The following is a 10,388-nucleotide window of genomic DNA, read 5'->3' as shown; positions in this document are numbered from 1 at the left end:
AGTTYAGCAAGGGCCAGCAATTCCTTCTGAGCATCCTCTGCAACATTAAATACGGTTAGCGTAGATCCCAGACTATTTCTGCTCGCGCCAGTGAGCTTGTCGCGATCAACTTCCTGCGGGAACCACTCAACAGACCTAGTTAAAGACATCCCATCATCCGCCAGATCTGGGCGAAGCTGGCATTCACCAGTGAAGCGACCGACCAGATACGTTCGGTTTGCGGGAGAGTACGTAACGACCGTATCGCCAATGCTGATTTCGTTAACGAAACGAAATACCTGTGAAGCACCAGATACGGCACTCCCGTCCTTAATCCCTGGCTGGAGGTCTTTATAGGCCTGAATCAATGCCTTCCGAGAAACACCTGGCTTGGCCTCTGGGGCTAGTTGAGCCCAACCAATCGCCGCCATATTGCGATCTCTGAAATCGTCATAGAGACGGCCGCCGTCACCTCGGATCATCCACATCGCTGGCATGCTGACACTCGTTATGTCCATGAATTAGAGGCGAGACTGTAGCAATGGTGAGCGTTTGTGTGAATGCAGTTTGAGACGGGATCCACCCGCTAACCGTATTCATAGCTTTTCGTGGACGCCCTGTGGGTGCGATACTCCGGCGCATTATTGAAATCCCATCCTTTTGCAGGCTCAACCCTGCCTAAGGCAGAAAATTCATTCGACTTTCCTGATCAACTCCCTAAAAGTACTCGCCGTGAATAAGCAACAACTCGCAGCCAAGATCTGGGAATCTGCCAACCTGTAGTGGTCAACTAATCCCGGACACGACGTTAAGTTTTTTCTCGGCCTGAACTGGGGCCAGTCCGGTGTTGAATTGGTGCGGTCTAATCCAGTTGTACCGATGCATCAGGTAATGACTGATGTCGCGGTGCGCCTCTTGAGCTGTCATGTAGCCCACGGACGGTATCCATTCAGTTTTCAAGCTGCGAAACACACGCTCCATCGGCGCGTTATCCCAGCAGTTGCCACGACGGCTCATGCTTTGGCGCATGCGATAACGCCAGAGCCGTTGGCGGAACTGGCGCCTACCATATTGCGAGCCCTGATCCGAGGGAAACAAAAGCCCTTGAGGCTTGCCGCGCTGTTCGTAAGCCATGTCCAACGCCTTGACGACCAGATCCGCATCCAGCTTGTTCGACAGAGCCCAGCCCACCACTCGGCGCGCGTAAAGATCCAGAACAACAGCTAGGTAATGCCATTTCCCTTGAGCCCAGATGTAGTTGATGTCGCCACACCAGACTTGATTCGGTGCCGGAACATCAAACTCTCGATTCAAGATGTTCGGAATGTCAGGCCGCTCCACCGTCGCTTGTTTGTAGGCATGTGATCCAGGTTGTTTGCTGACTAGCGCCAGTTCCCGCATCAGGCCGCGCACCTTGAACCGCCCGATCTGCTCGCCGTCTTCCTGCATCATCGACACGATGCTGCGGCTACCGGCGGCGCTTCGACTTTGCGTAAACAGTTCGTTGACCCGACTGCGCAACCGAAGCCGCTCAACGTCTGGACGTTCGGCGCCTGAGACGATGGGCGTAGTAACACGAACGAGTGACATCAAAGACTGCGCAAAGCCAATCAACCGGCTCTTGGGGGCTCAGTTAATCAATCAGCGCTTGCGCTCGTGCTCTTCCGACATCAAGAGCGCGGTAGCCTTTTTTAAAATGGATTTCTCCCGTTCAAGGCGAGCGATTCGAGCTTCCAATTCCTGGATTTTTTGCTGCTCAGGCGTCAGCGCCTTACTCTGCGGGGTAACGCCGTTACGCTCCTGCTAGAGTTGATTAACCCAGCGACGCAACGCGGACTCGACCACTCCAAGCGAGCGGCCGGCTTCGATATGGCTATAGCCTTGACGAGCACGAGACCTGCGGCCTCGCGTTTGAATTCAGCGGAAAAGGAACGACGTTACTTGGTCATCAGACACCTCTATCTGGCGAGCATTCTCGCCTAAATGGGTGTCCGGTTTCATTAGACCACTACAGTCTGCACAAAGCAAAAAACCTCAAATCAACCCAATAGCCGAGCTCCAAAGCTCAACGAAAGGCCGAAAAACCACTCAATGTGGTGAGTAGGTTCTCCAGTGGAGATCGTGCGTGAGTTCAGCCGATCTGCAAATCAGACTTTTCAACAGAATCGGACAAAAGCGGACGTTCCCATGCGACTGCATACGGCCAAAAGTGGACGTTCGCAAGCGAAAGCTAATGGCCAAAGCTGACTGTGGCTAGGCATTAGCGCTTGCACAACAGCAAACTGCATGTAGGCAAAAAGATGCCTGCCCTTGGGACATTTCGGAGACGCCAGCCTCGACGCTTTGTCGTTTTAAGGCACTTGCGATGGGATGACGTGGGGGATGTGGGTATGATACAGCCCGGACTGATCTCCTAGAGCACGGTCGAAATGGACAGGTTGACTGCCGAAAAACGCAGTTGGCTCATGAGCCGCATTAAAGCTAAGAATACCCAGCCGGAGCTCGTTGTTAGACGGCTGATTTTCGGCATGGGTTACCGCTATCGCCTGCATGATAAGCGCCTTGCCGGCCATCCTGACCTGGTTTTTCCTGGTCGGAAGAAAGCGATTTTTGTCAACGGCTGCTTTTGGCATGGGCACGTTGGTTGCCGCTACGGGCGGCTACCCAAAACGCGGGTAGAGTTCTGGTTGGCTAAAATTGAGCGGAACCAGGCGCGAGACAAAGAAAATATTGCATCGCTCGAAGCCGACGGTTGGCGTGTGCTAACAGTCTGGCAATGCGAGTTGAAATTTATCGATTTATTGGCGGCTAGACTAAATGAATTCATCGAACACGATTAAGACACGACCTATTGGCATCGATCTATTTGCAGGTGCTGGCGGGATGTCCCTCGGTTTCGAGCAAGCCGGGTTCGACGTAGCTGCAGCGGTCGAAATTGATCCCGTTCACTGTGCGACACACGAATACAATTTTCCAAACTGCAAAACCATTTGCGCAAGCGTTACCGACGTGAGCGGAATCGAAATCCGTCGTCTCGCAGGTTTGGGGGATAAGGAAATCGACGTCGTATTTGGCGGTGCTCCATGCCAAGGCTTTTCGCTGATCGGCAAGCGTGCCTTGGACGACCCAAGAAATCAGCTAGTTTTCCATTACGTCAGAATCGTCGAAGAGCTGCAGCCGAAATATTGTGTATTCGAGAATGTAAAAGGACTGACCCTTGGAAAGCATTCCGAATTTCTGAAAGAATTGATCGCTGCCCTTGGTGACGCCGGCTATGACGTGGTTCTTCCATATCAAGTGCTGAACGCCGCACATTACGGCGTGCCCCAAGATCGCAAACGGCTCTTTTTGATGGGGACGCGACGTGGGCTCAAAGCTCCAGAATATCCGACTCCTCTAGATCATGGAGTAACGGTGCAAGAAGCTATTGGTGATTTGCCCGACGCGAATAGTTTCGGCGAGCTGTTAGATAGCGATGCAGTCAGGGCAAAATGGGCGACAGACTCGGCCTATGCTCAACGACTCCGTGACCTTCAAGCAGATCCGAGCGACTTTAGTTATAAACGAATCTTCGACCGCGATCTCCTGACCTCTAGCCTACGGACAGAGCATACTGCATTGTCGCAAGAGCGCTTCATGGCTACAGAACACGGTAAAACCGAATCTGTTAGCCGTTTTCGTAAGCTGCCACCTGATGGCCTCTGCAATACCCTTCGTGCAGGGACGGACAGTGCCCGCGGCGCCTTTACCTCCCCAAGACCTATACACCCTTACCTGCCACGTGTTATCACCGTTCGGGAAGCAGCTAGGTTGCATTCCTTCCCGGATTGGTTTCGTTTCCACGCAACCAAATGGCACGGCTTTCGTCAAATAGGCAACAGCGTTCCACCCTTGCTAGGCCGCGCAATCGCCTCATCGATAATATCTGCGCTTGGTATACAACCTATAAAGCCTACAAGAAGTCTTGAGCAAGGTTCAAACACGCTTCTCGGTTTCGATATGGGTACAGCAGCCCGGTACTTCGATGTACCTCGCGATACAATCGCCCAACGGACACGAAAAAATAATGTCCCCCTTAGTTTGGAAGAATCTGATGCTTAAGGAAAAGGCACCACAGACAAACCGCTATAAGGCAATTATCGCCAAGATATTCGAAAATCATTACACTCCAGAAATGAGAGAGTTTGAGTTTTCGCGCGCAGAAATAATAGACATTGCTGCTGATCTAGGTATAGCTTTGCCAAAAAACATCGGGGATATAATTTACTCCTTTCGCTACCGCTATGAATTGCCAGAGTCCATTCTTGCAACCGCTGCAAGAGATATGGAGTGGATTATCAAAGGGTCTGGCACTGCCTTGTATCGGTTCAAACAAGTCAAACTCAACCGGATCATACCTAGGGAAGAGTTGATAACGGTAAAGGTACCAGATTCAACACCAGAAATCATAGGCGCATATGCGTTAAGCGACGAGCAAGCGCTTCTAGCTAAGGTTAGATATAATCGCTTAATAGATATATTTCTCGGCATTACTGCATATTCGTTACAAAATCATCTTCGCACCCATTTGAAAGCGGTGGGTCAAATTGAAATCGACGAAGTTTATGTAGGCGTTGATAAGCATGGGCGCCAGTTTGTCGTTCCAGTACAAGCGAAAGGTGGTAGTGATAAACATGGAGTTGTGCAAACTGACCAAGACATCGCGTATTGTCAGAGCAAATTTCCCGATCTGCTTTGTAGAGCTGTGTCTGTTCAGTTCATGACGAATGGTAGAATTGCTATGTTTGAACTACTGGTTCAAGACGACGAAATTAAGGTTGTTGAAGAGCGCCACTATCAGCTTGTGGCCGCTTCTACAATAACTAATGATGATTTACGCATTTACTCCTTGCATAGCGATTAAACTCTTTGTACTTCACTATGGGAGGGGAAATAAGCCCCCAATCACAGGTAATTGCAGGGCGCGTAATGGCCTCTTCCGTTCTTCGAAGAGTCCCCCACCGGAACTCTGAAGTCTCTGAGCGTTTCTCCTCTAGAACGCCTCCTTTCGGCCAAAAGCTGCCAGTCAGAAAAGGCTGATTTCGACCCAAAGCGGTCACTCCGTCTCCTTAACGAAACCGGGGAGCGTCAGTCACCGGTTTTGAAGGCAGTGCTCAGGATGCGGCGGACAATTTTTTCTTGGGCACGGCGCTAATCGTGAGGAGGGCTCAATAGATTGAAATCGATAAATATTTATCGTTTGGTATATTTAGCAAAACTTTTTGGTCTTTGTCGATAGTGATTAGCCAGACCTCTGAGTCACTCTTGTAAATTAAGCATCCGATTATTGATTTTTTCTCTGTAACAATGCTTGCTCGAGTGCATGTGGTAGAAGCCGCATGTTTTTCACCAGCCTCCTTCCCCGAGGTAAAAGAGTAGCTGGTGATTACGGACATTAATACAAATAAGTATGCCCAGCTAATTGTGTGAACGGATTTTCCTACGCTTGAATTTTTTATATTGGCAAACAGCTTTTCTAAAAAGTCTGATCCGAATTTTTTTAGTATGGAATTTATAATTGCTAATGCAAGTGTTATTGCAATTATGATTAAGGCTGGCGTAAAGGCTATATGTAATAGCTGTCTCCCGCCCTCAAATAATATTCTTTCAAGTGATACGGAAAATAAATCTGGATTGCCGTTTATTTTTCGGAAAAAGGCGTTGTAATAAGCTATTCCGGTTGCGTAGGAAATACCGGTTACTACGAACGTTCCGCCAGCTATGTCAACAATGTTACTGCGCATTTGAGCCAACTCTGGTTACCTTTATTCCTGCCTTGTCTTCAAGGTTCGTCGTGTCATGCTTGGGTACTGAAAGCCGTAGCTTGGCCTTGACTTTAGACGTTTTCTGACCTGTTTTAATTTTTGCGAATGCATCAGCATTCTTTCGTGCTAGTTCTCCTAACAACCGGTCTACGTTTTCGTCTCCATCCCTCTGTAAGAGCCGTTCGTCAACCATCTCTGCAGGAGTGTAAATATTGAACGCGGCGTCAGCGGGACTAAGTTGGTCAGCCGCCGCTACCGCGGTTACCTGACCTGATGTGAGTAGAAACGCCAGAGCAAAGGCTCGTAAAACGAACTTAGGGTTCACAGATACGGGAAGGGGAACCTTGTTAAAAATCCCACCAGGCGATCCGAAATATGCCTTGGCGGTTAAATCAAATTCTTCCCAAGCGATATCGTCGTTTAAAAGATCATTGACAAACTCGTCACTAAGTTTTTTCTTTAAAAGCTCCTCAAGTATTACTTGGACGCTGGAGAGGTTGTCAAACAACTTGCTGATTATTTTTCCGTTAATGTCTGATCGTGTGCCGATTCGATTGGAAAAATAGAGCTCATTGTTATAGGTGAAGAATGGATAGATAAGTCCAAATATATCCCGCCAGTGTGTATCTAGATTGGTGACGGTATGACGCGACTGAAATGTTCCTTTAAGCAATCCTCCTACAGTGTCTCTTTTTACTATAGGCCCCCATTCGACACCTTTCCTGAGTCGGTGTTTCAATTTGACTGTCGTCATTTTCTCAGGATCGGCAGAAGAGGCAATAGCTCGGCTGCTAAATGTGGCTTTTGATGATGTGCAGACACCAATCATGATATGGGTGGTGTCAAGTGAGACAACTAAGTCTCCTTTCTTAATGTCGTTGAGGAAGTGATCTATCTGATGAAAGCAGTTTCGCCCGGACGCGTTGAACTTTGGTGTTTTTGAGGTTTTGTCAATGTATTTTTCGTTCGCAAGTATTAAGCGTCTGATCTGTTCGTTACTGGGGATTTTTGGACTTCCATGGTCTAGATGATTATAGAATCTATCCAAATGCTCAATAGAAATAACTGACCCCGTTCTGAAATGACGTAAGTACTTTCCGCCCTGAGCGCGAACCATCCATATACGCTGCCCAGTGTAATGAGCAATTTTAATTTCGGACAAATCCATTTACTTCAATTCCCTTCGGTCGAGTCAAAGTCACAGAGAGCTGCGCAGCAATGAGGTGATGAGTGCTCCCTCTTTTAGTAAAGGTTCTATTCTAGTCAAGTTCTAATCGAATGCCATCATTTTGGCATTCACAGCGTTGGTAGTGTGGCCCGGCTGTATTTTTCCTGGTCGATCCTGACGCACGCAGCCGCCCCCCAGTCCCGTCTGCGGACTTGAGTCCATTTGTACCGGCTTGCCGGCGTACACGATTATGAAGCGAGAAAAAGTTACAAAACGTCTGTTTAGTGGTCTAAAGCAACGTCGATTTGACGAGTTGTGAAGGGCAGCTAATGGCCGAAAGCGGCCTGTCGCTGGCTAATCGCTCGCACAGCTGGCGGCTTGATGATTAAAGACCGCTAACCACATCTATTGAGCAGGCCGGAAGCGGGAGCGCTTAGTCCTTCTGCATCATAGGCATGAATTCGCACATTCATTTCTCATGGATCAGAAGCGTTACACCAGATAGCAGAGTTACACGCCTCACGACTGGTGAACTAAGGCTGTGTAACTTACTAAATACCTAACAAATACAACCGCTTACGAATACCCGTTACACCAGTTACATGAGTTACACCAGGTTTGGAGAGATGTCTCTCCCGCGCCCCAGAAGCATCAAGCCCAACAGCGAACGTCAGGTGCGTATCTCTCCATGTGCCTGGGCCTCTGAGGTTTTCCTTTAGACACGGGGTTGGAAACCCGCGGGACTGTGTTAGCTGAAAAATGCCCAGCTTAGTGAACAGGTGAACTAGGTGAACTAGGTGAACACGCAGTTCACCAGTGCATTTGCACAAGGTACTGGGAGGTCGCCGGGGACCCTGAGCATTTCTGAAGGACACGGGGCACAAAACTCGCGTGATCTCGTTGGTGGCTGATTTTTTAGATTGGTTGACAGGTTGACTTGGTTGACGGCTCGACGCGTGCGGAATCAACAACACAAAAGGCCATCGTTACGAATGCGGTAACGATGGCTTTTTTTCAATCAAATCCTTTCGATTTCAATGACTGAAATTTCAGTAAGCTAGCGGGCCTGTCACTACCGAGATCCCGCGGGTTTCCGACCCCATATGCTCTGTAACTCCTCACGGTCCCCCGCTCGATTCAACTCCTCGACTGCTCTAGCACTTCGGCTCCCCCTACGTTAGCCTCGAATAGCAGGCCAAGGATTGTTGACCCAACGAAGAGCTGTTCAAGGAATGTCAGTCGGATGAAAACAACCAAACGCATTACACGTGCTTACTGTGTCGAGCTTGAAAAGGAGTTGACCATTGTCGCTGCCCGGCGTGAATACCTCTCCCTAGAACCGCCACGCGCGCGCTTCACGTTCCTCTGCACGAATGAGGAGTGCAGGAAGCTCGACGCCAAGATCACCGGCGTCAACTACGATTTGAACCCCCAAGAAACTCCGATACTGCAGGCTGCGCATTTCCGTGCCAACCCGAAGGATGAACACTGTTCAACTTGTGAGTGGATTGAACACGGTTCAAGCGGTGATCTGGACAGAAGCCGTCCAGGGGAAACAGAGGAAGAAGCAAAAGTTCGACAAGCCAAACGCAAGCTCGATGACTACATCGATATCTTTGATCCAAACCTGAAGGAAAAGAAACCCGGGGGCGACCGTCCTGGTAAGGGAGGTGATGAGATAGATGGAGATGGTCAGGGGAGAGGGGTGCGCAGAGCTAGCAGTGAATCAAACGACAAGCCTCGGGGCCCCACGAAAACCACAGACCTAGAGCGTCTGGTGGAGAGTTACAGAAACGCTAAAACGGAGCTATCTAAGGAAGAGTTCGATCTTCTGACGTTACAGGTTTCAGGATATGGTGTGATCCCGCTTCACTCATACTTCCGTCACATTACAGCCGCAAACATTGGTGAAAATGGCGGTGTCTTGTTTGGTGGTGGCACCATAAAGCGCTACGGAGCAGGATTCAGCTTTAGTTTCTACGATCCTGTCGGGGAAAAGCGCGTTTCCCTATACGTACCGGCAGACCAAATGAACGCTTATCGCTTCCGCCGGTACCTGACAGAGCTGATCATCCAGGCTGAGGAGGTGAGATATGTCACGCTTTACACGCTTGGATATCTTGAGGAAAACCCTCAGGGCAAAGGTATTGACCTGAAGGTGGAGGATCTGAGGCATATAGCTTTCGTTCTCGGTCCTCCGAAGACCAAAACTGAGACGTCTTGAGCGAAGCCGCTCAGGTTTTGTATCCCTATTTGTATCCCAAAGAATTACCTCGCTGAAAATACTCAACGTTTACAAGGGACTTCTTGACCGGTTCAAATGCCCCCGGCCCACCAACTCTCAACGACAAAGCCCGCCTAGTGCGGGCTTTGTTGCATCTGGACATCAGCCAAACCGGGCACACAAACCCACAGCCTGCAGGCGATCAAACTCGACAACCCTGGCAATGCTCTGCCTACTCACAAAAAAGGACGACACGATGTCGTCCTTTTTCCTACCTGCATTCATCAAAATCAATGAGCCGCGCTGAGCAGATCCGGACGGCTGGATTTGAGCATTGCCTCATTGACCTTGCCTTGAATCGAGCAGGTAAACATCCCCTTGCTGCCAGTCGTCAGCTCTTGCGGAGCAGGCTCGATCAGAAACACGCGCTCGGCACTGTCGACAACCAGCTTGCCCGCCGTTGCGGATGGGTCTTCCGGCTGCCAGTTGGATTGGCCGTGGGACCAGATTTCCGCGCGTGCGTAGAGTCCCTGCGACATGTCCATACGCGGCCCGCCCGCTTTTTCCAACTGGGTGTGAAGTTCATTCGGCGTCTGCTTGGCGTAGAACCCCCAACTGATGATGCGAGTGCCCATCAGGTCTGTATCTTCGGCGTAGAAGCCGGTCAACGACATGCCGTCAATTTCGACCGGATTGGCGAACATCCACCGCTGCCCCATATCGCTCTTGGTGCCGCCGGACAATTTGATCTGGCCATTTTCGACAGTGCTCGGCACCAGATCCTTGAACAAAGGTGATTGCACGACTGCCAGGGAGTGATCGTCACAAGCGGCAAACGACGCCACTGGCGAAGGTGCAGCGGCAACGCTGAAAGCAGAAAAAAGGGCCGCAATGGGCAACAACAGGAAAATTGGTTTCATGGAATGACTCGAATGAAAGACTGAAAAAATCGACAGAGACGATATCACAATGACATTACTCAACAGACTTCAGAGTTTCAATCAATGCCCATGCCGATGATGCACATCCGGAAAATGCACATGACTATGCCGCATCGGCGTATGCACATGCGGATGGCTATGCGGCTCCGTCCCATCCCACTCAAACCCATGCGCATGTTGATGATGCTCATCGTGTATATGCCGATGATCATGCTCAAGCCGTTCGTGCTGATGTTCATGAACATGGTTTTCCATCAGATGAATCCATACCC

General features: G+C 49.8%; 8 protein-coding genes and 2 pseudogenes. 4 read left to right on the top strand and 6 right to left on the bottom strand.

Features of this window, described 5'->3' with window-relative positions; genetic code table 11:
* A partial coding sequence (locus HT737_RS19625) for a restriction endonuclease (RefSeq protein ID WP_374011186.1) occupies window positions 1-476 on the bottom strand: 476 nt, incomplete at its 3' end.
* A gap of 289 nt (window positions 477-765) precedes the next feature.
* Window positions 766-1,871: pseudogene (locus tag HT737_RS19620) on the bottom strand (IS3 family transposase).
* A 537-nt stretch (window positions 1,872-2,408) separates the two neighbouring features.
* Between HT737_RS19620 and HT737_RS19615 the strand changes: the two are divergent.
* The 3 genes from HT737_RS19615 to HT737_RS19605 are packed head-to-tail and all read left to right on the top strand — an operon-like array spanning window position 2,409 to window position 4,882.
* Complete coding sequence (locus HT737_RS19615; protein ID WP_182403780.1) at window positions 2,409-2,819, top strand: very short patch repair endonuclease; 411 nt, start codon at window positions 2,409-2,411, stop codon at window positions 2,817-2,819.
* A complete protein-coding gene (locus tag HT737_RS19610) occupies window positions 2,797-4,080 on the top strand; it encodes a DNA cytosine methyltransferase (protein ID WP_182403778.1) in 1,284 nt (427 codons plus the stop codon). Before HT737_RS19615 ends, HT737_RS19610 begins: the two co-directional genes overlap by 23 nt.
* On the top strand, window positions 4,073-4,882 hold the full coding sequence (locus tag HT737_RS19605) for an endonuclease (protein WP_182403776.1): 810 nt from the start codon (window positions 4,073-4,075) through the stop codon (window positions 4,880-4,882). Before HT737_RS19610 ends, HT737_RS19605 begins: the two co-directional genes overlap by 8 nt.
* Before the next feature lie 304 nt (window positions 4,883-5,186).
* On the opposite strand, the gene HT737_RS19600 is transcribed toward HT737_RS19605, so the two are convergent.
* Window positions 5,187-5,762, bottom strand: a complete 576-nt coding sequence (locus HT737_RS19600) for a hypothetical protein (RefSeq protein WP_182403774.1) — start codon at window positions 5,760-5,762, stop codon at window positions 5,187-5,189.
* On the bottom strand, window positions 5,752-6,951 hold the full coding sequence (locus HT737_RS19595) for a hypothetical protein (RefSeq protein WP_182403772.1): 1,200 nt from the start codon (window positions 6,949-6,951) through the stop codon (window positions 5,752-5,754). The genes HT737_RS19600 and HT737_RS19595 overlap by 11 nt, the downstream gene beginning before the upstream one ends.
* A 1,243-nt stretch (window positions 6,952-8,194) precedes the next feature.
* Between HT737_RS19595 and HT737_RS19590 the strand changes: the two genes are divergently transcribed.
* Window positions 8,195-9,175, top strand: a complete 981-nt coding sequence (locus HT737_RS19590) for an ATPase (RefSeq protein WP_182403770.1) — start codon at window positions 8,195-8,197, stop codon at window positions 9,173-9,175.
* Between the two features lie 290 nt (window positions 9,176-9,465).
* Here HT737_RS19590 and HT737_RS19585 read toward each other — a convergent pair whose 3' ends face one another.
* Together HT737_RS19585 and HT737_RS31880 are read right to left on the bottom strand one after the other, a co-directional pair.
* Window positions 9,466-10,158: a hypothetical protein gene (locus tag HT737_RS19585; protein ID WP_306287238.1), complete on the bottom strand. Its 693-nt coding sequence runs from the start codon at window positions 10,156-10,158 to the stop codon at window positions 9,466-9,468.
* Between the two features lie 18 nt (window positions 10,159-10,176).
* Window positions 10,177-10,388: pseudogene (locus HT737_RS31880) on the bottom strand (EamA/RhaT family transporter); the annotation flags it as partial.

Origin of the sequence: Pseudomonas sp. MD195_PC81_125, assembly GCF_014060985.1 — a bacterium.
GTDB classification, from domain to species: domain Bacteria; phylum Pseudomonadota; class Gammaproteobacteria; order Pseudomonadales; family Pseudomonadaceae; genus Aquipseudomonas; species Aquipseudomonas parakoreensis.
This window is presented reverse-complemented; position numbering and strand designations above follow the sequence as displayed.

What these genes read in the sequence shown, in the direction of transcription:
- HT737_RS19610 (WP_182403778.1), top strand. Translation starts at nt 2,797, where the DNA reads ATGAATTCATCGAACACGATTAAGACACGACCTATTGGCATCGATCTA.
- HT737_RS19595 (WP_182403772.1), bottom strand. Translation starts at nt 6,951, where the DNA reads ATGGATTTGTCCGAAATTAAAATTGCTCATTACACTGGGCAGCGTATA.
- HT737_RS19605 (WP_182403776.1), top strand. Translation starts at nt 4,073, where the DNA reads ATGCTTAAGGAAAAGGCACCACAGACAAACCGCTATAAGGCAATTATC.
- HT737_RS19600 (WP_182403774.1), bottom strand. Translation starts at nt 5,762, where the DNA reads ATGCGCAGTAACATTGTTGACATAGCTGGCGGAACGTTCGTAGTAACC.
- HT737_RS19615 (WP_182403780.1), top strand. Translation starts at nt 2,409, where the DNA reads ATGGACAGGTTGACTGCCGAAAAACGCAGTTGGCTCATGAGCCGCATT.
- HT737_RS19590 (WP_182403770.1), top strand. Translation starts at nt 8,195, where the DNA reads ATGAAAACAACCAAACGCATTACACGTGCTTACTGTGTCGAGCTTGAA.